The organism is Octadecabacter sp. B2R22, assembly GCF_018861045.1.
Classification (GTDB): Bacteria; Pseudomonadota; Alphaproteobacteria; order Rhodobacterales; family Rhodobacteraceae; genus Octadecabacter.
In genome coordinates this window covers 491,961-513,424 of record NZ_JAHKQJ010000007.1, presented here as the reverse complement: position 1 = coordinate 513,424, position 21,464 = coordinate 491,961, and the positions used below count along the sequence as shown (strand labels likewise).

At 55.4% G+C, this 21,464-nt stretch carries 24 protein-coding genes; 10 read left to right on the top strand and 14 right to left on the bottom strand.

Annotation, left to right across the window (positions count from 1 at the left end):
• Window positions 1-47: 47 nt before the first annotated feature.
• Window positions 48-1,022 carry a glycine betaine ABC transporter substrate-binding protein gene (locus KO486_RS08005; protein WP_216036718.1) on the bottom strand — a complete coding sequence of 325 codons (975 nt, stop codon included), beginning with the start codon at window positions 1,020-1,022 and terminating at the stop codon, window positions 48-50.
• 159 nt (window positions 1,023-1,181) lie between these two features.
• On the opposite strand from KO486_RS08005, the gene KO486_RS08000 reads away from it, so the two are divergent.
• The 10 genes from KO486_RS08000 (at window position 1,182) to KO486_RS07955 (ending at window position 9,420) form a co-directional block, all read left to right on the top strand.
• Window positions 1,182-1,646: an Rrf2 family transcriptional regulator gene (locus KO486_RS08000; protein ID WP_216036717.1), complete on the top strand. Its 465-nt coding sequence runs from the start codon at window positions 1,182-1,184 to the stop codon at window positions 1,644-1,646.
• A complete protein-coding gene (locus KO486_RS07995) occupies window positions 1,643-2,314 on the top strand; it encodes a Crp/Fnr family transcriptional regulator (RefSeq protein ID WP_216036716.1) in 672 nt (223 codons plus the stop codon). The genes KO486_RS08000 and KO486_RS07995 overlap by 4 nt, the downstream gene beginning before the upstream one ends.
• Before the next feature lie 86 nt (window positions 2,315-2,400).
• Window positions 2,401-2,613, top strand: coding sequence for a DUF2892 domain-containing protein (locus KO486_RS07990; protein WP_216036715.1), 213 nt, complete (start codon window positions 2,401-2,403; stop codon window positions 2,611-2,613).
• Entirely contained in the window at window positions 2,610-3,044 is a 435-nt protein-coding gene (locus KO486_RS07985; RefSeq protein ID WP_216036714.1) for a YeeE/YedE thiosulfate transporter family protein, read from the top strand. Before KO486_RS07990 ends, KO486_RS07985 begins: the two co-directional genes overlap by 4 nt.
• Window positions 3,045-3,047: 3 nt before the next feature.
• Window positions 3,048-3,479, top strand: a complete 432-nt coding sequence (locus tag KO486_RS07980) for a DUF6691 family protein (RefSeq protein WP_216036713.1) — start codon at window positions 3,048-3,050, stop codon at window positions 3,477-3,479.
• Entirely contained in the window at window positions 3,479-4,081 is a 603-nt protein-coding gene (locus KO486_RS07975) for a hypothetical protein (RefSeq protein ID WP_252734622.1), read from the top strand. The genes KO486_RS07980 and KO486_RS07975 overlap by 1 nt, the downstream gene beginning before the upstream one ends.
• A gap of 41 nt (window positions 4,082-4,122) precedes the next feature.
• Window positions 4,123-5,004: an MBL fold metallo-hydrolase gene (locus KO486_RS07970; protein ID WP_216036712.1), complete on the top strand. Its 882-nt coding sequence runs from the start codon at window positions 4,123-4,125 to the stop codon at window positions 5,002-5,004.
• A 15-nt stretch (window positions 5,005-5,019) separates the two neighbouring features.
• Window positions 5,020-6,693, top strand: a complete 1,674-nt coding sequence (locus KO486_RS07965; RefSeq protein ID WP_216036711.1) for a bifunctional protein tyrosine phosphatase family protein/NAD(P)/FAD-dependent oxidoreductase — start codon at window positions 5,020-5,022, stop codon at window positions 6,691-6,693.
• 54 nt (window positions 6,694-6,747) lie between these two features.
• Window positions 6,748-8,460: a sulfate permease gene (sulP, locus tag KO486_RS07960; protein ID WP_216036710.1), complete on the top strand. Its 1,713-nt coding sequence runs from the start codon at window positions 6,748-6,750 to the stop codon at window positions 8,458-8,460.
• Window positions 8,461-8,523: 63 nt separating this feature from the next.
• Window positions 8,524-9,420 carry an MBL fold metallo-hydrolase gene (locus KO486_RS07955; protein ID WP_216036709.1) on the top strand — a complete coding sequence of 299 codons (897 nt, stop codon included), beginning with the start codon at window positions 8,524-8,526 and terminating at the stop codon, window positions 9,418-9,420.
• Here the strand turns inward: KO486_RS07955 and KO486_RS07950 are convergent.
• The 13 genes from KO486_RS07950 to KO486_RS07890 all read right to left on the bottom strand — a co-directional run bounded on the left by KO486_RS07950 (window position 9,417) and on the right by KO486_RS07890 (window position 21,457).
• Window positions 9,417-10,475 (bottom strand): YeeE/YedE family protein, encoded by a 1,059-nt coding sequence (locus KO486_RS07950; protein WP_216036708.1) that lies wholly within the window; start codon window positions 10,473-10,475, stop codon window positions 9,417-9,419. The genes KO486_RS07955 and KO486_RS07950 overlap by 4 nt on opposite strands.
• 68 nt (window positions 10,476-10,543) lie before the next feature.
• Complete coding sequence (hemA, locus tag KO486_RS07945; RefSeq protein ID WP_216036707.1) at window positions 10,544-11,767, bottom strand: 5-aminolevulinate synthase; 1,224 nt, start codon at window positions 11,765-11,767, stop codon at window positions 10,544-10,546.
• Between the two features lie 20 nt (window positions 11,768-11,787).
• Entirely contained in the window at window positions 11,788-12,219 is a 432-nt protein-coding gene (locus tag KO486_RS07940) for a DUF302 domain-containing protein (protein WP_216036706.1), read from the bottom strand.
• A gap of 90 nt (window positions 12,220-12,309) precedes the next feature.
• Entirely contained in the window at window positions 12,310-13,578 is a 1,269-nt protein-coding gene (locus tag KO486_RS07935; protein WP_216036705.1) for an NAD(P)/FAD-dependent oxidoreductase, read from the bottom strand.
• A 26-nt stretch (window positions 13,579-13,604) separates the two neighbouring features.
• The gene (locus KO486_RS07930; protein WP_216036704.1) at window positions 13,605-14,312 is read right to left on the bottom strand and encodes a c-type cytochrome; all 708 of its coding nucleotides are present in this window, start codon (window positions 14,310-14,312) and stop codon (window positions 13,605-13,607) included.
• The gene (locus KO486_RS07925) at window positions 14,309-15,571 is read right to left on the bottom strand and encodes a c-type cytochrome (RefSeq protein WP_216036703.1); all 1,263 of its coding nucleotides are present in this window, start codon (window positions 15,569-15,571) and stop codon (window positions 14,309-14,311) included. The genes KO486_RS07930 and KO486_RS07925 overlap by 4 nt, the downstream gene beginning before the upstream one ends.
• On the bottom strand, window positions 15,555-16,835 hold the full coding sequence (gene soxC, locus KO486_RS07920; RefSeq protein ID WP_216036702.1) for a sulfite dehydrogenase: 1,281 nt from the start codon (window positions 16,833-16,835) through the stop codon (window positions 15,555-15,557). Before soxC ends, KO486_RS07925 begins: the two co-directional genes overlap by 17 nt.
• Window positions 16,836-16,843: 8 nt before the next feature.
• Entirely contained in the window at window positions 16,844-18,547 is a 1,704-nt protein-coding gene (soxB, locus tag KO486_RS07915) for a thiosulfohydrolase SoxB (protein WP_216036701.1), read from the bottom strand.
• Window positions 18,548-18,646: 99 nt separating this feature from the next.
• Complete coding sequence (gene soxA, locus KO486_RS07910) at window positions 18,647-19,432, bottom strand: sulfur oxidation c-type cytochrome SoxA (protein ID WP_252734678.1); 786 nt, start codon at window positions 19,430-19,432, stop codon at window positions 18,647-18,649.
• Window positions 19,433-19,526: 94 nt separating this feature from the next.
• Window positions 19,527-19,856: a thiosulfate oxidation carrier complex protein SoxZ gene (soxZ, locus tag KO486_RS07905; protein ID WP_216036699.1), complete on the bottom strand. Its 330-nt coding sequence runs from the start codon at window positions 19,854-19,856 to the stop codon at window positions 19,527-19,529.
• A gap of 18 nt (window positions 19,857-19,874) precedes the next feature.
• Window positions 19,875-20,291 (bottom strand): thiosulfate oxidation carrier protein SoxY, encoded by a 417-nt coding sequence (gene soxY / locus KO486_RS07900; RefSeq protein ID WP_216036698.1) that lies wholly within the window; start codon window positions 20,289-20,291, stop codon window positions 19,875-19,877.
• 27 nt (window positions 20,292-20,318) lie between these two features.
• Window positions 20,319-20,789 (bottom strand): sulfur oxidation c-type cytochrome SoxX, encoded by a 471-nt coding sequence (gene soxX / locus KO486_RS07895; RefSeq protein ID WP_216036697.1) that lies wholly within the window; start codon window positions 20,787-20,789, stop codon window positions 20,319-20,321.
• A 104-nt stretch (window positions 20,790-20,893) separates the two neighbouring features.
• A complete protein-coding gene (locus tag KO486_RS07890; protein WP_216036696.1) occupies window positions 20,894-21,457 on the bottom strand; it encodes a thioredoxin family protein in 564 nt (187 codons plus the stop codon).
• Between the last annotated feature and the right edge of the window lie 7 nt (window positions 21,458-21,464).

The window sequence follows — 21,464 nt, the reverse complement described above, 5'->3', positions numbered from 1 at the left end:
TAAAGCAAAACCCCCCGCCGATTTTTCGACGGGGGGCTTTAAGTCGTTTAGTCGAGCAGAGCAGACAGACGCTCTTTGGCGGCGTCGTCCAGCCAGCCAGCCCAGACATCTTTGTAGGTGGTCAGGAAGTAGACCGCAGCCTCATCGTAGGACGCGTTGTTGTCCAAGCGCCATGCGAGAACTTCACCCATCTGTTCGTTGGTGAAGGACACGTTTGCCATCAAGGCAGCTGCTTCTGGTTCACGCTCTGGGAAACCGTTTGCAACAGCCGTTACAACTTTGGACGCCGGGTATGCAGAGAACACAGGGTTCGCGCAATCTGGGTCGCCGTTACATGTGTGGCCTTCTTCGTTGTAGGCAGGCACTTCGACGGCAACCATTGGGTATTTACCCAAAACTGCTGTTGGTGCCCAGTAGTAGCCGAACCAAGGTGCTTCTTCGTCAAATGCAGCCGCGATGGATGTCTGCAGTGTCTCACCGGAACCGTGCTGGAAACGCTCAATCCCAGCGGCTTCTGCGCCAGCTGCGATCAGGTTGTTGTTGTTGATGATGTCGCACGCCCAGCCCGATGGGCAATCGTGGAACTGACCACCAACTAGGTCAGGGTTAGCGATAATGCCGTCCCATGTTGTCAGCTCAGGGTTGGATTCAGCAAGGTATGCAGGAATCCACCACGCTTCTACGCCGCCGTCGGACAGAACGTCAGCCAATTCGATCAGCTTGCCTTCTTCCAACAGGCCTTCATAGGCTGGTGTGGAGTTGGCCCAGACTTCGGTCAGAATATCAGGCTCGCCTGTTTCTGTAATAGATGTAATCGCAGTCACTGTAGAGGACGGAATCTTTTGAACGTCACAGCCATAACCTTGCTGCAGCAAGAATGCGGAGACGGCCGTTACAACAGCGGAAGATGCCCAATCCATTTCTGTGATCGTGACTTCGCCGCACTCGGCATAAGCCGCAGAGCCGGAGGTCATGAGGGCGGCAACGGCCGCGCCTTTGAGAAGGTTTGTCTTGAGGGTCATTTATCGTCTCCTAGTTGAACGTATTGTTTTTCTTGATCGTTTTTGTCTGGCGACGTTCATAACACGGCAATTCAGCGGGCGCGACCCCTACTTCCGGGAACGCTTGATTGCAAAAGAAACACCCCTGATATAACTTTATCGCCTGCAACAGGATGCTCTATGAAACTCACCAGTTACACCAACTACGCGCTGCGCGCGCTCCAGCTCGCTGCGATAAAATCCCCTAATCTTGTGCGTGTGGATGACGTTGCTACGATCCACTCTCTTTCCCGACCTCACATCACGAAGATCGTCCATGAACTTGGTAAGGCGGGCTATCTTGAAACAGTCAGAGGACGCGGCGGCGGGTTTCGGTTGGCGCGGGCGCCAATAGAAATCGTCGTTGGTGATGTGGTGCGGATCACCGAAGGCCCGCTTGATGTGGTCGAGTGTTTCAATCCTGAGAAAAACACCTGTGTCTTAAGGGGCGTTTGTATTTTGTCGCGAAAACTACACGACGCGACCGCCGCTTTCATGGCGGTCTTGGATGACCTGACGATTGCAGATATTTCCGCCAACAAAGGCCAGCTGCTGGATCGCATCGCGCCGCTGGAAGTACCGCATGAAAAGGCTTCTCCGTCATGACATCTCAAGAAGATTGGGTTGAACGGTTCCCTGGCCTGTCACGTATGGAACCATCGGTAAAACAGCTTTTGACCACCCGCAGTGTGATCATCGACGTCCCCGAGGGCGTGACCCTTTTTGGGCCCAAAAACTCCCCCGAGAACATGCTGTTTCTTTTGGATGGCACGGTTCGCGTGCAACAAGTTTCCGAGACCGGGCATGAAATCGTTCTATACCGCATTCAAGCCGGTCAAAGCTGCGTTCTGACGACCGCTTGCCTGCTGGCCTATGAAGATTACGCTGCGGACGGCATCACGGAAACCCCTGTCCAAGCGGCGGCCGTTCCGCGCGATGTCTTTGATGATCTTGTGTCGCAATCGAAGTCATTTAGGGATTTTGTGTTCGCGGCTTTCTCAAAACGCATTACCGATCTGTTTCGCATGATCGACGAGGTTGCCTTTCAACGGATCGATGTTCGCCTAGCGGATAGGCTTCTCAGTCTTGCCGGCCCCGACGACGTCGTCAAAACGACTCATCAAAAATTATCCGTTGAACTTGGCACCGCACGCGAAGTTGTGTCGCGCCAGTTGCAAGAATTTCATCGGCGAGGCTGGATCGATCAAGCCCGTGGCAGTGTTACCCTATTGGATGTGGACCAACTAAAACGCTTGGCCAAACATAACATTTAAAGATTTTTGTACGCTTGGTGACAATATCACCGTTGCCAGAAGCGACTCCTGCTATTCAGAATCAAACATCTGTAGGAGAATACAAAATGACCGCAAATATTGGCACGATTGATCGTGTATTCCGCTTCGTCCTAGGCGCTATCTTGGTCTTGGCCCCCTTCGTAACCGGCATGGCGCTGTTTGCGTCCACACCGGCAACCGTGATCTCAGTCATTGTCGGCATCGTGATGCTTGCAACGGCGTCCATGCGCTTTTGCCCATTGTACCGCATCGTCGGCGTTAAGACGTGCCAACGATGATCGAGACGGCGTTCACACCTTTTCAATCGCTTGGTGGCGGTGTTCTGATTGGTCTCGCTTCGGTTTTGCTGATGGCGACCGTCGGGCGTATTATGGGCGCAACCGGCATTCTGGCGGGGTTCATGCAACCCTCCAGTATGTCCGATTGGTCTTGGCGCGCGGCGCTTCTGGCTGGAATGGTCAGTGGCCCTCTTGTTGTGATGCTGGTCACAGGCAGCATGCCTGCGGTTCAAGTGCCCGTTTCGACGCTCATGCTCGTTGTTGGCGGCTTTCTTGTCGGGATCGGCGTGACCTTCGGGGCTGGCTGTACATCTGGTCACGGTGTCTGTGGCATGGCGCGGCTTTCGCCCCGCTCAATCGCTGCAACCATCACGTTTATGATTACGACCGCGATCACCGTCTATGTGATCCGTCACGTGTTAGGAGCTTAACCCATGCGCATGATTACTCTTTATCTGATCGGTTTGGTCTTCGGCATCGGCATATCGATTTCTGGCATGGCGAACCCTGCCAAAGTGCTGAACTTCTTTGATTTTGCAGGCACTTGGGACCCAAGTCTTGCCTTCGTCATGGGGGGCGCTGTGGTTGTTGCCTTTATCGGTTACCGGTTTGTGCTTAAGCGTCCTGCACCAATCATGTCCGAACGGTTCATGCTGCCCACACGCAGCGATCTTGACGGCAAACTGATCGGTGGCTCTGCCCTGTTCGGGGTTGGCTGGGGGATTGCCGGGTTCTGCCCGGGTGGCGCCCTGCCTGCGATTGGCACTGGTAACATCAACGTTCTGATCTTCATGGCCGCGCTTGTCGCTGGGATATTTGCAGCCAAGGCGCTGCAATCCATGAATACAACCAAACAGGCCGCGTGATGAACTGGCTCACCAACAGCCCCGTTCGCAATGGCGTTGCTTTGGTGGTCGTCGTTGGTCTAGGTCTTGGCGGGGCTCATCTTGCCTCGTCAGACCAAGCTGCAGGGCATCACGACCGCATGATGAACAGTCACGTGCATGATGGCGCAGGCCATGATGAAGTCACGATGCCCGGATTGCGAGGCGAAAACGCAAGCCCGCAGGAAAGTGCAGAGCTTGAGGTCTTGTTTCGCAACTTCGACACGATCACGCGCGACGTTGAGAACTTGCCAGACGGCATACGCACGGTCACGCGGTCGTCAGACCAAACCGTGATGGATCACTTGGTGAACCACGCCGTTGGCATGATCGATCGGGTTGGCCAGATGGACGACCCAAAGATCAGAATTCAAAGCCCGACGCTGGATATCTTCTTTCTGCGTGGGGACCGGATCCTCTCTTATATCGAGATGACGGACGACGGCTTGGTCATCGTTCAGACCTCAGAGGATCCAGAAATTGTGGCGGCCCTACAGACACACGCCGCCGAAGTGACCGCCATGTCCGATCGCGGCATGCAGGCGGTGCACGAAATGATGATGGAACGCGGGATCAGCCACTAGATAGCTGAGCTGCCCGCTAGAACTAAAATGGAGAAACACAAATGACTTATCCAATCGACATGTCCGTCAAACCTGATGTTTCGGCACACTTTGACGAAATGACAAACACGATCACCTACATCGTGAAAGACCCCAACAGCAATCACTGCGCTATCGTGGATAGCGTCATGGATATCGATTACGCAGCTGGCCGCATCACCTATGAAGCCGCTGACCGCCTGATCGAAGAAATCAACTCCCGTGGTTTGACTGTGGACTGGATCATCGAAACGCACGTCCATGCGGACCACCTGAGTGCGGCCCCCTACTTGCAAGACAAGCTGGGCGGCAAAATCGGCGTCGGTGAAAAGATCATGGTCGTTCAAGAAACGTTCGGCAAAGTCTTCAATGAAGGCACCGAATTTGAACGTGACGGGTCCCAGTTTGATGCGCTGTTCAAAGACGGCGACACTTATATGATCGGCTCCATGCAGGCGTTTGCCATGTATACGCCGGGTCACACGCCTGCGTGCATGGTGCATGTTGTCGGGGATGCGGCCTTTGCGGGCGACACATTGTTCATGCCCGATGGCGGCTCTGCACGTGCAGATTTCCCGGGCGGCGATGCGGCCACGCTTTATGATAGCATCATGAAGGTTCTGTCCCTGCCTGACGAAACACGCCTGTTCATGTGCCACGACTACGGCCCGAATGGTCGCGCAATCGAATGGGAAACCACAGTAGCCGAGCAAAAGGCAGAGAACATCCACGTTGGTGGCGACAAAACCCGTGAAGATTTCATCAAGTTCCGCACTGAGCGCGATGAACAGTTGGCCATGCCAAGACTGATCATCCCGTCCCTTCAAGTGAACATGCGTGCCGGAGAAGTCCCAACGGATAAGGACGGCAATCCGATGCTCAAAGTACCGGTCAACGCTCTTTAATCAGGAATAAATAACATGGAACTCAAACCCCTCACGGCGAACCTATCTGTTAGCCCGCAAATCCTGCCGTCCGAGCTGAAGGCAATCAAAGATGCCGGATACCGCGCCATCATCTGTAACCGTCCCGACGGCGAAGGCGCTGATCAGCCAACCTTTGACGAAATCTCTAAGGCGGCCAAAAAGCTGGGGCTTGAGGCCACATATATTCCGATCGTTGCAGGCAAAGTCTCTGACGAGGATGCGTCGGACTTTGACAGTGCATTGAACACCCTGCCCGGCCCAGTGCTTGCGTACTGCCGGACGGGGACCCGTTCCGCGACGTTATGGTCGCTATCACAGGCTGAGCAGCGCAGTGTTGCTGATATCCTCGCGGCGACCAAAGGTGCGGGCTATGACATGGGCGGCGTTGTGCGCCGCATCGTCAATGGCGGCAAAACGCCAACTGATACAGGCGACGCCAGCTATAGCGTTGTGATTGTTGGCGCCGGCGCGGGTGGCATTGCCGCCGCAGCCAGCCTGAAGTCCCGTAAACCCGATCTTGAAATCGCGATCATCGACCCTGCCGACATTCACTATTACCAGCCAGGATGGACAATGGTGGGCGGCGGTATCTTTGACCCCGAGGACACATCGCGCACCTTGGGGTCTCTGATCCCCAAAGGCGTTCACTGGATCAAATCTGCGGTTGCCGCGTTTGAACCGGAAAACAACGCCGTGATCCTCGATGGCTGTCGTGTGGTGAAATATGACCGCCTGATCGTTTGTCCTGGTATCAAGCTGGATTGGAACAAGATCGAAGGTCTTGTCGAAACACTTGGTCAGAACGGCGTGACATCCAACTACCGCTACGACCTTGCACCCTACACGTGGAAGATGGTTGAGGGCATGAAGGAAGGCCGTGCGATCTTTACGCAGCCCCCTATGCCGATCAAATGCGCAGGTGCGCCACAAAAGGCGATGTATTTGTCTGGTGACGCATGGCACCGCCGTGGTGTTCTGAACAACATCGACATCCAGTTCAACAATGCTGGCGGCGTGCTGTTCGGGGTAAAAGACTACGTCCCTGCCCTCATGGAATACGTTGAAAAATACGACGCCTCGCTGAACTTCTTCCACAACCTCGTGGCCGTTGATGGCGCTGCCAAGAAGGCATGGTTCGACGTGTCCAAGCCGGACACGCCTGTTGAACGCGTCGAGATGGAATTTGACATGATGCATGTCTGCCCACCGCAAACAGCCCCTGACTTTATCCGCGTGTCGCCTTTGGCGGATGCGGGTGGTTGGGTCGATGTTGACCAATCCACCCTGCGCCACAAGACGTATGACAACGTCTGGTCCTTGGGTGACGTGATGAACGCGCCGAACGCAAAGACGGCTGCGGCTGCGCGCATTCAGGCGCCAGTTGTGGCTGACAACATCATTTCGGACATCAACGGCGGCAATCCCGTTGCGCAATACAACGGCTATGGCTCCTGCCCGCTGACTGTTGAGCGCGGTAAGATCGTTCTAGCTGAATTCGGATACGGCGGCGTTATGCTCCCGAGCTTTCCAAAGTTCATCGTGGACGGCACAAAGCCAAGCCGCGCTGCGTGGTTCCTGAAAGAAAAGATGCTGCCTCCGATCTATTGGAAAGGCATGCTGAAGGGCCGTGAATGGATGGCGAAACCTGAAAAGATCGTCGCCAAGTAAAATCTACTCAGGCCTCCGCGCTCATGCGGGGGCCAGCAATCTACCGAGCACACCATGAAACCTGATCTGACACGCTACCTCCCCATTCTGACGTGGGGGCGGACCTATGATCGTTCTGCCCTGTCCAATGACCTCGTTGCGGCCTTGATCGTTACGATCATGCTCATCCCGCAGTCGCTGGCTTATGCGCTTCTGGCAGGTTTGCCAGCCGAAGCCGGTCTTTACGCGTCTATCGTGCCAATCCTGCTTTATGCGGTGTTCGGAACAAGCCGCGCCTTGGCTGTTGGACCTGTGGCTGTTGTGTCGTTGATGACGGCCGCCGCGCTGAGCAATATCGTCGAGCAAGGCACCATGGGCTACGGCGTTGCGGCGCTGTCACTAGCGGCTTTGTCGGGCATCATCTTGTTGGCGATGGGGCTTTTCCGGCTCGGGTTTATTGCGAATTTCCTGTCTCACCCTGTTATTGCTGGGTTTATCACCGCCTCAGGGATCATCATCGCCGCAAGTCAGCTGAAGCATATCCTTGGGATTGATGCGCACGGTCACAACCTGCTTGATCTTGTGATCTCTCTGGTCAAACACCTGCCCGAGATTAACTGGATCACCACGATCATCGGCATCCTCGCCACTGGGTTCCTGTTCTGGGTGCGCAGTGGGTTGAAGCCCCTTTTGGTCAGCTTTGGTCTGTCCAGCGGATTGACAGGTGTGTTGGTCAAAACAGGGCCTGTTGCTGTTGTCGTTTTTACGACCCTCGCAGTTTGGCTGTTTGGCTTGGCAAACTTTGGCGTCAAAATCGTTGGCGAAGTGCCACAAAGCCTGCCGCCCTTGACCCTACCCTCCTTCTCACCGGCCCTGATTGGGCAACTGCTTGTGCCTGCGTTCCTGATTTCCATCATCGGTTTCGTTGAATCGATCTCTGTGGCGCAAACCCTTGCAGCCAAGAAACGACAGCGCATTGACCCTGACCAAGAACTTATCGGGCTTGGTGCGGCCAACATCGGCGCATCCCTAACGGGCGGCTTCCCTGTTACGGGTGGGTTTTCCCGCTCTGTGGTGAACTTTGACGCCGGCGCTGAAACGCCCGCTGCGGGTGCCTTTACGGCGATCGGTCTAGCCATTGCCGCCCTCGCCCTGACGCCGTTGATCTATTTCCTTCCCAAGGCCACTCTGGCCGCGACGATCATCGTCGCCGTGCTGAGCCTTGTGGACTTCTCGATCCTGAAACGCAGTTGGGACTACTCAAAGGCAGACTTTGCTGCCGTTCTGGCCACCATCCTGATGACCCTCGGGTTGGGCGTGGAGATTGGCGTTTCCGTTGGTGTCGGATTGTCGATCCTGCTCCACCTTTATAAAACATCGCGCCCTCATATTGCAGAAGTCGGCCAAGTCCCCGGCACTGAACACTACCGCAATATCCTGCGCCATGACGTTATCACCGACCCGAGCGTCGTTAGCTTACGGGTGGACGAAAGCCTTTATTTTGCAAACGCCCGTTATCTTGAAAATAAGATCCACAACCGCGTTGCAGGCGACAAAGGCATCCGTCACGTGGTCCTGCAATGCGCTGCGATCAATGAGATCGATTTCAGCGCGTTGGAATCCCTTGAGGCGATCAACGAAGCACTCAAAGAGATGGACGTGAAGCTGCACCTTTCCGAGGTCAAAGGCCCCGTCATGGACCGCCTGGAACGTGGGCATTTCTTGTCGGAACTGACGGGCAAAGTGTTTTTGTCGCAATATGACGCCGCCAAAGAACTGACAGCCTGACATTGACCTAAACGCGCAACCCCCTTACACATTCACTATTCAGAATGTGTGGGAGGACGCAGCATGACCCTTACGAGACGACAGTTCACGACCCTTGGCGCAGCGAGCCTGCTTGCCAGCCCCGCATTTAGCCAAACAATGATCGGCGCAAACAAGATCACATCGATTTCGGACGGCAATCTAACTCTTCCAGCTGGCATGATCTTTGATCACGTCCCCGAAGCCACACTTGCGCCCTTGCGGGAAAAATATGGGCTGACGGACGTTCTGACGCCGCCTTGCAATGTGACGCTGCTGCAAACAGGCGATCGCAATGTGTTGTTTGATGTGGGCGCTGGGTCAGAATTCATGTCCTCGGCTGGGTTCATCCTTGATGCGTTGGATGCAGCGGGCCTTTATCCCGAGGACATCACTGATGTCATCTTTACCCACGCCCACCCCGATCACATCTGGGGTTTGGTTGATGATTTCGACGACCTTCTGTTCCCGAATGCGACCTACATGATCGGACAAAAGGAATGGGACTATTGGACCGACCCGAACACCGTGGACACCATTGATAGCGGGCGCACCACCTTTGCGGTTGGCGCGGCACGCCGCCTTGCGCGGATTGAGGATAACATCACGTTCTTTAACGACGGGGATGAGGTTCTTTCTGGTGTCGCAGCACGTGCCACGTTCGGCCACACGCCGGGGCATATGGCGTTCGAAATACGCAATGGCTCTGATGCGCTGATGGTTCTGGGGGATTGTATCGGCAACCATCACATGGCGTTTGAACACCCCGCTTTGATCACAGGATCAGACCAAAATGGCGACCTTGGCGCTGCCACACGGGTTGCCTTATTGGACCAACTGGCGACGGATCAAATGCAAGTCTTGGGCTTTCACCTTGCGGGCAATGGTATTGGTCGGGTGGAGCGGATGGGCGATGCCTTCCGGTTTGTTCAAGACAGCTAAGCCGTGCGGCGCAGGGCCGTTGATTGCATCAAACGCCGTGTCGCCATAGCGCCGAGCCACATGCAGAACACCGCAACCCATGCTGTAAGCGCAAATATTGCCCCGCCGGACATCCCTGCTCCGACGGCGCAGCCACCCGCAAGCATGCTGCCAAACCCCATCAGTGCCGCCCCGATCAGGTAGAGCTCCATTGGTGTATCCGCGCCGAAGCGTTGGATTTTCCATTCACCTGTCAGCAGTGCGGCAAGCCCCGCGCCCGCGAACACACCCAGTACCAGCCCCACACCAAAGCCCATCGGCATGTCACGCGCCGCGACAAGCCCCATGAGTGTATCCGTTGACGGTCCGGTGAAGGTCACGGACGTAATGGGAACCACTTCAAAAGAAGACTGCGCGACCCAATAGGTGCCAATCCAGCCCAACGCGACGGCAAGTCCAACAAGCCCCGCCGCGATCATATGGGATAAGCGGACCTGTGAGCGCACCGCGTACCAGACCGACGCCGCCAGTGTGACGGCGGCAATGGCGGCTGCTGCCCCCGCGCCTATTCCCAACAAGTTCAACATGTCGCGGGCTTCGCCTCCGGGCACTTGCCACAGGCTCGATAGGGCTTCGCGGGATGGCGCCAAGATGCCTGTCAGCGACGCCTGCGCGACGATTGTGAGAACCAGCCCTGTTACGATGGCTCGCAGATTTCCTGTGGCCGACAACACCAACAGACGGCTTGCACAGCCCCGCGCAAGGATCATGCCAGAGCCAAACATCAGCCCACCAATGATCGCCCCCGACAGGCTGCCGACGTTGGCCAGTTGACGCGCGTCGCTCACGCGCAGCCAATCCATAGCGATTGCGAATTGGACGGAGAAAACTGCTGCGGCAAAAGAGATGAACCAGATGCTCAACCTTGGGCCGGGTGTTGCATCCGCGACCTCAACGGTGGCGGCGCGCAGACAGAACCGTGAATGCTGTGCTGCTGCCCCAAAAAGAATGCCAACCAAGGCCCCGACTGCCAGCAGCACCGCGCCTTCACCGTAGGTTTCTAACAGGTTTTCCATAGCGTACCTTCTGTCTCTAATTCCAAATGGAATACAGAGCGTTAGCGCCGCGCGTTAAGGTAAAACCTTTATTGCGCAGCCATTGGTATCCGCGCCAACTGACACTGCCCCCAAAGATCTTCGAGCGCCGTAATTAGGTGATCAATATCTTGTGCGCTGTGCACTGGTGACGGCGTAATACGCAGCCTTTCTGTGCCCTTTGGAACGGTTGGATAATTGATCGGCTGAATATAAATACCGTGATCGCGCATCAGCACGTCAGACAGGAACTTACATTTCACCGGATCGCCAACCATCACGGGAATGATGTGGCTTGGGTTGTCGATGTGGGGAATGCCAGCCGCTTCTAGGCGTTCACGCACTTCGGCAACTTTGCGTTTTTGATCCGCACGTTCAGCCCCGCTCGTTTTCAGGTGACGCACAGAGGCCGCAGCACCAGCCGCAACAGCAGGTGGTAACGCCGTGGTAAAGATGAACCCGCTCGCGAAGGACCGCACAAAGTCGCACAGCTCGGTTGAGGCCGCGATATAGCCGCCCATAACGCCAAATGCCTTGCCCAACGTGCCTTCAATGACGGTCAAACGATCCATCAGACCGCGTTCTTCGGCAACGCCACCGCCGCGTGGGCCGTAAAGGCCAACGGCGTGGACTTCGTCGAGGTAAGTCATGGCATTGTAACGATCTGCCAGATCGCAAATCTCTTTGATCGGGGCGATGTCGCCGTCCATTGAATAGACCGATTCAAAGGCGATTAGTTTCGGGCGATCAAGCGGTTGCGCGGCCAGCAATTCCTCAAGATGCGCGAGGTCATTATGACGCCAGACCTGACGGTCCGCTTTGGAATGACGAATGCCTTCGATCATGGAGGCGTGGTTTAGCGCATCCGACAGAACCAAACAGTTCGGAATACGTGCCGCCAGCGTGCCAAGGGCCGCCCAGTTGGACACATAGCCACTGGTGAACAACAGCGCTGCTTCTTTGCCGTGCAAATCCGCCAATTCGCGTTCCAACAACACATGGTGGTGGGTCGTGCCGGAAATATTGCGTGTGCCGCCTGCCCCAGCGCCGACGGTATCCAACGCGTTGTGCATTGCGCCTAAAACATCAGGATGTTGGCCCATGCCAAGATAATCGTTTGAACACCAAATGGTGACGTCACGCTTTTGCTCGCCGTTCCGATTGACGGCTTTAGGGAATGCCCCACGTTCGCGCTCTAGATCCGCGAACACGCGGTAGTTGCCTTCGTCGCGCAAGGCGTCAAGTTCGGCGCGAAAAAATCCAGTGTAGTCCATATCAATCCTATGCGCTTAGCTTAGCCACCCAAGGCGTCTTGTGCGATTTCATCCAGAAGCGATTGCACTTTCTGCATCTCGCCTTCGGGGTAATTTCTAAAACCAATCATGACTTCACCTTCACGTTCGGCAACAAAGATACCGTACGGACAATGGGCAATGTTCATTGGGTCCGCTTCCATCACTTCACGTGACAAGGACGCGGAACAGAAGACGAAAATATCAGCTTCGGTGAACAGCTCAACATCGCTGCCGACGTCTTCACCTGTCCGGTTCAGCATTTCGCCCGTGTGGCTGACGTAATCGATAACCAAGCCCTGCCCGATGATCGCATTTTCAACTGCAAAGGTCGCGTCATCAAAGGTTCCATCGAACGTATAATGTGTCGAGCCTTCGGCGGCTGCCATAGTACCAGCCGCAGTAAGACATGCTGCAATAATAAAGTTTTTCATGAGGTCCTCCCTTGTGGCGTTAAGGAACGCTAAATCACTGGGTTGGACCGGACCTTGATCTAGATCAGGGTCCGGTCCGCTTTTTTGGCCTTAGCCGAACATGTCGGCCGTGATGCCGTCATACCAACCTACGGATTCTTCGTAAGTGGCCTGACGCACATCCGCGCTTTCACCCGTTTCAGAGATAAAGCCATCAACCTTGGCGATCTTCTCTTCAGTGGCCTCATATGTCGCGCCGACTTTGACACCGTCGTTGGTGTCGATCAGCGACCAGCATGTGTTGGCGAAACGAGCTGGGAACACAGTGGACCCCGTCAGCGCACCGCGCACAGCATTGGCACAGACTTTGGCCTGAGAGTTGGCGGAGAAGCCGGACTTTGGCATATCACCCTGTGCACAGGCATCGCCCAGCACGTGGATGTTTTCATCCATCTTTGAGGACAGATCGGCCGCGTTAACAGGAGCCCAGTTGCCTTCAGTGATGCCGGCGATGTCAGCAATCTTACCGGCCTTCATGGCTGGGATCACGTTACAGACGTCAACGTTGTTTACATCGCCGTCAATACTCAGCGTCATGGCGGCAGGATCAACTTCGACGTCTGCGCCGCCAAAGTCCGGCCCGACGCGTTCAATCATACCCGCGTAGTGGGTGCTCCAACCTTCTTCAAACAGCCCCTGTTTTGAGAAGTTTTCCTTCGGATCCGCGATCAGGATCTTGGCCGTTGGATTAATCTCTTTCAGGAGGTGCGCGACCATGCTGATCCGCTCATATGGCCCAGGAGGGCAACGGAACGGGTTTGGCGGCGCAACCATCGCATATGTGCCGCCAGCTGGCATCGCTTCGATCTGCGATTTCAGCAGTTCCGTCTGGGAGCCCGCTTTGTAGGCGTGTGGCATCGCGTTCTGCGCGCTCACGTCCCACCCCGCAACCGCACCATCAACAAAGTCGATGCCCGGGCTTAGGATCAGACGATCATAGGGAATGGTGTACCCACCGGCTGTCGTAACGGTCTTGGCATCGCGGTCCACGCCGGTCGCCCAGTCGTGCACAACGTTGATACCAGCAGATGCCAGCGTGCCGTAAGAATGACCCAAGCTGTCGATCTCGCGGAAACCGCCAAGGTACAGGTTCGAAAAGAAGCAGGTGTAATACGCACGTGTCGGCTCAATGAGCGTGACGTCGATTTCACCGTTGCTGTCTTTTGCGATGTAGCGTGCAGCCGTGGCGCCTCCCGCGCCCCCGCCAACAACAACCACACGTGGTTTACCGTGACCATCTGCACGGGCGAACGTCGGCGCAGCGAGAGTACCCGCAGTTGCCGCCGCTGTGCCAATAAAGGCGCGTCTGTTAAATTTCATAGTTTCCTCCCTTTAGTGACGCCGTATTAGTTGACGTCTTCAAAATATGCGGCGAGTGCCGCAATCTCTTCGTTGCTTAGTCGCTGAGCCATCATTTGCATGACGGGATGCGTGCGAACGCCATCCTTGTAGGCATGCATCGCGACAACGAAATCTTCTGTCGGCCAGTGTGTGATACTTGGAATACCTGTCGCTGCTCCGCTTGACTGATGACAAGACGTGCACTCCCCCGACAGGTATTCGCCGTATGCAGGATCCCCGACAATCGCGAGGATTTCTGGCGCAACTTCATGGTCAACGGCAACAGCCGTTGGTGCGGATTCTGGAATGTCCTGCGGGTTGTCCGAGTAAAGGCGCAAATACGCGAGAACATCATCACGTTCTTGCTGGTCCTCGATACCGCGAAAACTCATCCGCGTTTGCGACACAAGTGCGCGCGGATCGTGGATATAGGCGTCCAATGTTTCATAAGTCCAAACCAACCCACCGGTCGCAGCTCGCTGAAGACCGTCTGAATAGCGAAAATCCTCGGATTCAGCTGCAGGTCGATCGAAAATGCCATTCAGATGCGGCCCAACGCGGTTTACTGCGCCTTCACCAACCTGATGACACCCTGAACATTGGCGAAACAAAGTGGCGCCGCGTTCAGCGTCACCCCCTGCCTCTGCATGTGCGACAGTCGCCCCCGTTGAGAGGGCGACAGCCAAAACCGTCGTAATGCGCAGTCCTATCATTCAGCACCGGCGCTCTGAAGATACGCAAGCAATGCGGCGTAATCTTCAGGATTGCGAAGTCCACGGAACGACATTTTCGTGCCAGGCATCGCGGCCCGTGGATCGGCGAGATACGCATCAAGCGCCTCTGCAGTCCAAACGTCACCGGTTTCTGCTGCGTCTTTGAAGACATTGGAATAGCGGAAGCCATCAACACCACCGATTGTGCGACCGATAATCCCGTTCAGCTGTGGGCCTGTGCGATCAGATGCACCAGCACCAATTTCATGGCAAGACTGGCACTGACGGAACACGCCTTGGCCCGCTTCGATCAATGCAGGATCAGCGGCGGCTTCGACAACTTCTGCCTCTTGGGGCGCTTCAGCCGCCATTTCGGTTTCCGTTTCCGGCTCAGCCATTGAGTGCTCGGCAGAGGCTTCTTCTTCGGTTTCCGGGGTCACATCAACAACGGAAGCACGCATTGTGATTTCGACGGTTTCCTTACAGTCGCTCATGCAGGGCTCAGCGCTCCAATGGGCATATTCCAGTTCGGCACGGTCATCCAGAACGAAGCCGCCCGCGTTGGGCATTTCAACGTCAAGGAACGTCTCGTTGCTAAGAACGAAGTCATCATCAACCATGTCGTTGGAATAGAGGATGTAAGCAACGATCGCGTATGTATCGTCCGCTGACAGCGTGCCCGCCGCGCCAAACGGCATGGACCGGTTGATGTAGTCAAACGCGGTGGACAGATATGGCCAGTAAGACCCGACAGTTTTTACAGGGTCTTCATCGGCCAAGGTCCCAAAACCACCCGCAAGAACGGGCCAGTTCCCCGACCCTTCTGCGAAATCACCGTGACAGGACGCGCATTGCTCAACGAAGACTTCTTCGCCGGTCCAAACGTCACCGCTGCCAACAGGCAATCCACGACCATCAGGCAGAACATCAACGTCCCACGCGGCAACTTCTTCTGGCAATGCTTCGCGGCCAAGGTTGAACGGTGCATCAGACGCAGGTGCTGGCTGCGTTAGCCCACCACCGCTTGCGACAGCCGCTTCCAAGGCATCACGCTCAGCCATAAGTTCGGTGATCTCAGCATCGGCAGCCTGAACCTTCGCAGAGGCCGTTTCGGCACCTGCTTGGCTGGAGGCGAGCTGTGCTTCAAGGTTTTCAATGGTTTGCGCACCGTAGTTCTTTGTTGAGATGCCATAAGCCACCCCAACAATAAGTGCCGTTCCACCCAGTGCGGGGGCGAATAAATTAAGAGACTTCGACATTCTCGGCGACCCCTTCTTCGTTTACATACCAAGTCTGGATGCAGTTGTTGTGATAGACAGAATTCTCACCGCGCGCTTCGCGCAGTGCTTCTTTGGTCGGCTGGACGTAACCTGTTTCATCAATCGCACGCGATTGCAGGAACATCGGACTGCCATCCCATTCAATGTCGAGGTAGAAACGGGTCAAGGCTTTGGTATCGCCCTGTTTTCCAAGACGTGCCGTCTGCCAGTTCGCGCCGCCATCAGTTGACACATCAACGCGGGTAATTTTGCCATGGCCGGACCAAGCAAGGCCGGAAATGACCAGCGGACCTGTGCCATGGGTGATCGGCATTTGCGGGCTGGGTGATGTGACAACGGATTTCGCATCCATTTCCCAAGTCCATTTACGCGCTGTACCATCTTCATAAACGTCGGTGTACTTGGACGTCTCTTCGCGGCTTTCAACGGCAGCATCGGTGACTTCCATCCGGCGGATCCATTTGACCCACATGTTGCCTTCCCAACCTGGTACGACGAGGCGAACTGGGTAGCCGTGCTCCATCCGCAAGGCCTCGCCGTTGGCTTTGAATGCAACGAGCACGTCGTCCAAAGCTTTCTCCATGGGAATAGAACGGCCGTTGGACGACGCATCGGCGCCTTCGACGTAGACCCATTTGTCAGACAGATCACCTGCCGCATCGAGGCCCGCTTCGGCCAGCAACGTGCGCAGCGGAACGCCCGTGTATTCCATGTTGTGGATCATACCGTGGGTGAACTGCGCGCCGTTTAGCTGTGCGCCCGCCCATTCCATACCGGTGTTGGCCGCACATTCGCAGAAATACACGTGGTTTTCCCGCGGCAAACGTTCCAAGTCGGCGTAGGTGAAGACCAGAGGACGATCCACCAAGCCGTTGATCATCAAACGATAATCGTCTTTCGTCAGCTCAATTGCACCGGAGTGGTGACGTTCAAACGCGCAGCCCTGCGGTGTGATCGTCCCCTCAAGCGCGTGGATCGGCGTAAAGTTGATCGACGAGATCGGAGACGCAGTCAGCCACGCCACATTGCGGCGCACGACGTCGTCCTCATATTTGATCGGCAGCCCGTATGGCGTTTCATCAACGCCGTAGCCGGTAAAGGTGGCCCAGTCTTGCAGTTCCGTAATCAGCGGATCGGGGGCATCTTGCGCTGCCGCCGTCCCCGCCACTGACCCTGCAGCGACCGCCGCAGAGCCGCGCAGGAATGCGCGTCGGGATGTTTTTGCGAAGTCATCCATGTTCATTGCTCTCCTTATGCACCAACCACGTCGACACTCGTATTCGGTGCCACACTCACGGTGCCTTGATTTTTGATATAATTTTCAACGACATCCCAGATAGGCGGACCTTCTGTGCCTTCGTTGACAGACGCCCAACCCGCGACCATGTAGGTCTTGGTGGGGTCAATGGCTTCACCGGTTTTCAGTAGCGTCAGATTGCTGACCCGCTCACCGATTGGTTTGTTGATATCGATCCGATACCCCATGCCACCAATGCGGACCATGTCGCCGCCTTGCTGGTAATACGGGTCTTCGTTGAACAGATTATCTGCCACATCTTCGAGGATCGTATGAATGAATTCACCCGTCATTTCAGAGCGATAGGCGTTTGGATATGTCATGGAGGTGACGTTCCAAAGGTCTTCACGCGTAATGTCCTGACCCGGCATAATGGACGGCCCCCAACGCACGCCCGGCGACATCGCAATGTCGGCCTCGCGTTCATTGATCAGCGCATCGCAGATCAGATCATCCCATGACCCGTTGAAATTCCCACGACGGTAAAGCGTCGTGTCATCAGCGGTACGGCCCAGCACTTCGGTCAGCTCAGCCTCATAAGGGGCGCGTTGATCGTCGATGACCGCGGTCACTTCGGCGTCGGGTTCGATCACGTCGCTGAAAATCGGGATCAGCTTGTGGCGGAAACCCATCATCTTGCCATCACGAACGTCGAGATCAACGCGGCTGACGAATTTACCGTTAGAACCGGATGCGATGATGATGGTGTCGCCAACCAATACAGGTTCTGGAAGCGCATCATGGGTGTGCCCCGCAAGGATCACGTCGATCCCTGTGACACGGCCGGCCATGGCTTTGTCCACGTCAAATCCGTTGTGAGACAGGCAAACGACCAGCTCGGCCCCTGCTGCGCGCACTTCGTTGACCATTTCCTGCATGCGCTGATCGCGGATACCGAAGGAATACTCAGGGAACATCCAGCCCGGGTTGGCGATTGGCATATATGGGAAAGCCTGACCGATCACAGCGATCTTAACGCCGCCCCGCTCAAAGAACTTATACGGTGCGAAATCTTCTGCTGGTTCGTCCCATTCACTGTCGAAAATGTTCTGGCCAAGGGCTGCGAACGGCAAATCGTTGACGATATCGCGCACACGTCCGCTGCCCAATGTGAATTCCCAATGGAATGTCATTGCATCTGGTTTCAGCATGTTCATGACGTTCACGACGTCCTGACCTTCGGTGTGATAGCAGGTGTAGGACCCGTGCCATGTATCGCCACCATCCAAGAGCAACGCATCAGGGCGCGCTGCACGAATTTGGTTCACAACAGTCGACACGCGGTCCATGCCACCCATCTTGCCATACATCTGGCCGAGGGCAGAAAAATCGTTGTATGTCAGAGCGTAAGCGGACGGACTTCCATCTTCAATACCGTAGGCACGGCGGAAATCTGCGCCTGTAATATGTGGAACGGCGCCTCTGTTACCACCAACGCCGAGGTTAATCTCGGGCTCGCGGAAATAGATCGGTTTTAACTGCGCGTGAATGTCCGTCACGTGGATCAACGAAACATTTCCGAACGTATCAAACTCAAGCAGTTGATCTTGCGTCAGCGCCTGCTGCGCGGCCAATTTGCCCCATTCACCGAAGCCTGATGCGCCGTAGATTGCGCTAGCGGCCATGCTGGCCTGCAAGAAATCCCTGCGTGAGATCATTGTGCTATCCTGTTGGTTAACAGCCCCACATATGCGCAAAGCTGAATGTATTTAATGAAAGAAAGGCCCGCGCAAACCAATGCGCGGGCCTAAGGGAACTTAGTTACGAACGGACGGGCCTTCGATCGAAAGACCGTTGCCGCGTGACATTACATAAAGCTCAAGTGCGACGAACTCTGGGCTGCCAACCGAGTAGGTTTCGGCCCGAGTATCGCGAACACAACCGCGGAAGCGGGAATGCACACCGTTCAAACGTGCGTTTTTCAGACGGTAAGTTGGAAAACCGTTGATCTGACCTTGGCTTAGGTGGTCGGCACGAATGTTGTTGCCATAGTTGTCTTCGTGGCAATTGGCACAAGACAGATCAAGCTGGCCGGTACGGGTGTAATACAGATCACGCCCCATTTCCCATGTCGCTTGAGCTGGCCCGTCAATTGCGACGTTCACCGGCATTCCGCGAGACACGGACGCCAACAAAGCCGTCATGTTCAACAGCTCGGATTTGTCCAAATTCCACTCTTCGGCACCCATCTGCTCTGTGCGGCAGGCGTTGATTTGCATGGAAATTGTGCGGACTTCTTCGGTGGCATCGTTCCACTTCGGATAGGTTGCCGCGACGCCTGCCATTTCTTCAGCGTCACCGTGACAGCTTGCACAGCTTTCGCCTGCCTCGCCCTCAACCGTGTTCCAAAGGTCATGACCGGAATCAACGAAGATCATACCCGGGTTTTCAAAGTCATCCGCTTGAAGCGCTTGAGTTTCGGTTGCCCGATAGACCCAGCCCGAGAAGATTTCATCAAGGTTTTCAAGATGATCCGGAGCCGGAGCCCGAACCGTAATCTCGATTTCACCATCGATAATTAGATTTGCGTCTTCGTCAGCCATGACAGTCCCGAACGGGACCGTCAAAGCTGCACAAATTGACGCAGTTGCTAGAAGTTTGGTTTTCATATTGAAGCCCCTCCCCGGCTGCAAACGATCAGCTGACCGCGATTTCTTTGGTTTCTGTGTAGACGTCACCATCATCATCGTACCAAGTGAAAACAAACGAACCGCTTTCTGGAACAACTGCCTCGAACTCGACGAACGGGTTCGTGGAAATCGCTGGTTCCAAAGTGACGTCAATCACCATCTCGCCGTTAAATTCACATGTGAAACGGTTGATGATTGAGCGTGGGATCGTGTTGCCATCGCCATCTTTGCGCTGACCGGATTCCATTGGATGGGAAATCAGCGTTTTGATTGTGATCGTTTCGCCGGCCGTTGCATCACGAGGGACGCGGACACGGGGTGTTACGTTATCTGCCATTGTCTTAGATCCTCTCGCTTAGCCGCCGCAGCCGCCAATAGTAACTTTAACCTCTTGGGAGGCCTGAACGAAGCTGCCGTCTGGCATCCGTGCGATGGCGACAACGTCTTGCGTGCCGGCCAAACGGATCCGAGTAGACGCAAACTGGGACCCGGCAAGCGGACCAAAGTTAAACGTACCAACAGCGGGTGTTGGGTTGCCTGCGGCCAAGATCATAATGGCTTCTGCGCCGGGTGCATTCACTTCGACGGGCACTGTGTTGCCGTTTTCAGCGATCTCTGGCGCAACCAATGTGATGCCTTCGCTACCGACGTCTGCGCCGCCTGTGAAAGCTGCGATGTCGGCATCGACATCTGCGAATGCTTTGAATGGTAGGACGGTCGCGATTGCGGTGCCCATTGCCATCCACAGCGTATTTCTACGTGTAAAGTTCATGATGTCTCCTGTTGTCGTGAACACTGATTAATCTGTCAGCGTCATTAGATATGCGACTACGTCTTCAATTTCTTGAGCGGTCAAAAGCGGATCAAGTTCGCCCTCAGCGGCGCGACCTGTGTATGCGTCACCTGGACGGGTGAACCCGTCCGTGCGGTAAAATGCTGGCATGACTGACTCTGGGAAAACATTCTTTGCGTTGGCAACGATGCCGCGCAAATCTGCTTCGGTCCAGCGATCACCAGCTCCGTCGAGCATTGGCCCGACTTCACCGTGGAACGGATAGTCTTGAAGTGCTGTTACTTCGTGGCACGCAATACAATTGCCCTTGCCACGAGACACCATTACTTCGAGGCCGCGCGCTGCGTCGCCTGCCTCACCACTTAGCGATACTTCGATTTCGCCGTAGTCACCGAACGTGACGTCGTTCGGAGCCGTCTGCGCGTAGGCAAACGTGCTTATGCTCGCAGCGGCGGCTGCTAGAACAATACGTTTCATGGTCTCTCCCTTGGTCGTCTCCCTGTTGTATACCGTAGCGCACGATCCCGTGAACTCGCAACAACAAAATCGACTTTATGAATATGAATCACCAGTTTGGTAAATTATTCAACAATTCCGCGCTCTTGCAGGATGCGTGCATGGTAGCGCTGGAACGATTCATCCCCTGCGTAGTGGCCTTCGCGAACCCAGTTGAGAAGATTGAGTGTTGTCCACCGACCAAAGGCCCCCGGCAATGTGACGATCGTTGACTGCGAGGCAATCGCGCCTTCTGGCACTTCTGGCGGGAAGAACATCAGCATCGGCGTGAACTGAGCGTTCCAGCGTTCGACCATGTCTTTCTCGGGCAGCGTTGTACCATCGAAATCTGTCACTTCGACATCACCGAACATGTTCAATTGCACGACGTAGAAACTGTCATGCAAGGCCGCATCGATCTCGGGGTCAGGATAGACGTTTTCGTGCATCCGTGTGCAGTAAATGCAGCCGCGTTGTTCAATGATCACCAAAAGCGTCTTGCCTTGTGCGACCGCTTCTTCGTGATCTTCGCGCAAATCTTTAAACGTCTCTTGGATCCAAGCGGCCTCATGTAGACCATCATCCCCGACCTCAGCCGCAAAGACCGGTGTTACCATCAAGGCCGTAGCCAAAAGCAAATTACGAAACATGTCGTGT

Coding starts and splice junctions, on each gene's coding strand:
- KO486_RS07990 (WP_216036715.1), top strand. CDS start 2,401: ATGACCGCAAATATTGGCACGATTGATCGTGTATTCCGCTTCGTCCTA.
- KO486_RS07980 (WP_216036713.1), top strand. CDS start 3,048: ATGCGCATGATTACTCTTTATCTGATCGGTTTGGTCTTCGGCATCGGC.
- KO486_RS07955 (WP_216036709.1), top strand. CDS start 8,524: ATGACCCTTACGAGACGACAGTTCACGACCCTTGGCGCAGCGAGCCTG.
- KO486_RS08000 (WP_216036717.1), top strand. CDS start 1,182: ATGAAACTCACCAGTTACACCAACTACGCGCTGCGCGCGCTCCAGCTC.
- KO486_RS07940 (WP_216036706.1), bottom strand. CDS start 12,219: ATGAAAAACTTTATTATTGCAGCATGTCTTACTGCGGCTGGTACTATG.
- KO486_RS07930 (WP_216036704.1), bottom strand. CDS start 14,312: ATGATAGGACTGCGCATTACGACGGTTTTGGCTGTCGCCCTCTCAACG.
- KO486_RS07970 (WP_216036712.1), top strand. CDS start 4,123: ATGACTTATCCAATCGACATGTCCGTCAAACCTGATGTTTCGGCACAC.
- KO486_RS08005 (WP_216036718.1), bottom strand. CDS start 1,022: ATGACCCTCAAGACAAACCTTCTCAAAGGCGCGGCCGTTGCCGCCCTC.
- KO486_RS07965 (WP_216036711.1), top strand. CDS start 5,020: ATGGAACTCAAACCCCTCACGGCGAACCTATCTGTTAGCCCGCAAATC.
- KO486_RS07950 (WP_216036708.1), bottom strand. CDS start 10,475: ATGGAAAACCTGTTAGAAACCTACGGTGAAGGCGCGGTGCTGCTGGCA.
- soxB (WP_216036701.1), bottom strand. CDS start 18,547: ATGATCTCACGCAGGGATTTCTTGCAGGCCAGCATGGCCGCTAGCGCA.
- soxX (WP_216036697.1), bottom strand. CDS start 20,789: ATGAAACGTATTGTTCTAGCAGCCGCCGCTGCGAGCATAAGCACGTTT.
- soxA (WP_252734678.1), bottom strand. CDS start 19,432: ATGGCTGACGAAGACGCAAATCTAATTATCGATGGTGAAATCGAGATT.
- KO486_RS07890 (WP_216036696.1), bottom strand. CDS start 21,457: ATGTTTCGTAATTTGCTTTTGGCTACGGCCTTGATGGTAACACCGGTC.
- KO486_RS07985 (WP_216036714.1), top strand. CDS start 2,610: ATGATCGAGACGGCGTTCACACCTTTTCAATCGCTTGGTGGCGGTGTT.
- KO486_RS07995 (WP_216036716.1), top strand. CDS start 1,643: ATGACATCTCAAGAAGATTGGGTTGAACGGTTCCCTGGCCTGTCACGT.
- KO486_RS07935 (WP_216036705.1), bottom strand. CDS start 13,578: ATGAAATTTAACAGACGCGCCTTTATTGGCACAGCGGCGGCAACTGCG.
- sulP (WP_216036710.1), top strand. CDS start 6,748: ATGAAACCTGATCTGACACGCTACCTCCCCATTCTGACGTGGGGGCGG.
- KO486_RS07975 (WP_252734622.1), top strand. CDS start 3,479: ATGAACTGGCTCACCAACAGCCCCGTTCGCAATGGCGTTGCTTTGGTG.
- KO486_RS07925 (WP_216036703.1), bottom strand. CDS start 15,571: ATGTCGAAGTCTCTTAATTTATTCGCCCCCGCACTGGGTGGAACGGCA.
- soxC (WP_216036702.1), bottom strand. CDS start 16,835: ATGAACATGGATGACTTCGCAAAAACATCCCGACGCGCATTCCTGCGC.
- soxZ (WP_216036699.1), bottom strand. CDS start 19,856: ATGGCAGATAACGTAACACCCCGTGTCCGCGTCCCTCGTGATGCAACG.
- soxY (WP_216036698.1), bottom strand. CDS start 20,291: ATGAACTTTACACGTAGAAATACGCTGTGGATGGCAATGGGCACCGCA.
- hemA (WP_216036707.1), bottom strand. CDS start 11,767: ATGGACTACACTGGATTTTTTCGCGCCGAACTTGACGCCTTGCGCGAC.